Origin of the sequence: Rhizobium sp. SEMIA 4085 (assembly GCF_013004495.1) — a bacterium.
Lineage (GTDB): Bacteria > Pseudomonadota > Alphaproteobacteria > Rhizobiales > Rhizobiaceae > Rhizobium > Rhizobium gallicum.
The window spans coordinates 1-681 of the sequence record NZ_JABEPH010000707.1 but is presented as its reverse complement, the minus strand read 5'-3'; the positions used below and the strand labels follow the sequence as shown (position 1 = coordinate 681).

The following is a 681-nucleotide window of genomic DNA, read 5'->3' as shown; positions in this document are numbered from 1 at the left end:
ACGCTAGGCGGCGCTTTGTCGACGCCCTCAAGGCGAGGAAGAAACCCGGCGGGCCGCCGGCGCAGGCCCTTAAGTTCTTCGACCAGCTCTACCGGATTGAAAGGCAGGTGCGGGACGAAGAGCCCGATGACGGCGAACCACAGGCCGACTACATGCGCCGCTGCGCCTCGGCGTTCTCAAGCTCTACCAGGCGATCGACACGGCGCAGGCGGAAGCTGTCTCAGCCCGGGCTCGAGATCGGCGACCTGGACTGGAAAAGCATCACCGCCCTCATCAAAACCCACAAGGCGTCCGGGCACACCGCCGAAGCTGCCGCCGTCGGTGAGCACGCCAATCTTCGTGGCGCCGGCTACTTTCATTAAGAAGACTCGACATCTGCGCGAACTCTGTCTTTCCGGCATGGCAAGCGCTTTCCAGGAACTGGACACGCGTCCGGAGGCAAGAGCTCTCGAGCACGGCGAATGGCTTGCCCTCCTTCTCGAACGGAGGCGACAACGCGCCGTCAGAAGCGCTTCGAGTCCAGAGCGCGAGCCGCCAGGCAGCGCACAGCCTGCTCGCCAACGGATCGGACTTCCTGAAGTTGTCCCGGTCCTCAATAGCTGTGGTGAAGGAGGTTGCGGTGATCGCTCCGACACCCGGAATCGACATGAGGATACGGCGGGGGTGGGCCTCGACGTCCGT

Annotated in this window: 3 pseudogenes; 2 read left to right on the top strand and 1 reads right to left on the bottom strand. The window is 63.9% G+C overall.

Annotated features, from left to right (window positions below):
- Nucleotides 1–161, top strand: a pseudogene (locus C9413_RS32530) (IS66 family transposase); the annotation flags it as partial.
- Nucleotides 162–399: 238 nt separating this feature from the next.
- Nucleotides 400–539: pseudogene (locus C9413_RS34105) on the top strand (AAA family ATPase); the annotation flags it as partial.
- On the opposite strand, the pseudogene C9413_RS34360 reads toward C9413_RS34105, so the two are convergent.
- Nucleotides 514–681 (bottom strand): annotated as a pseudogene (locus C9413_RS34360) (transposase); the annotation flags it as partial. The pseudogenes C9413_RS34105 and C9413_RS34360 overlap by 26 nt on opposite strands.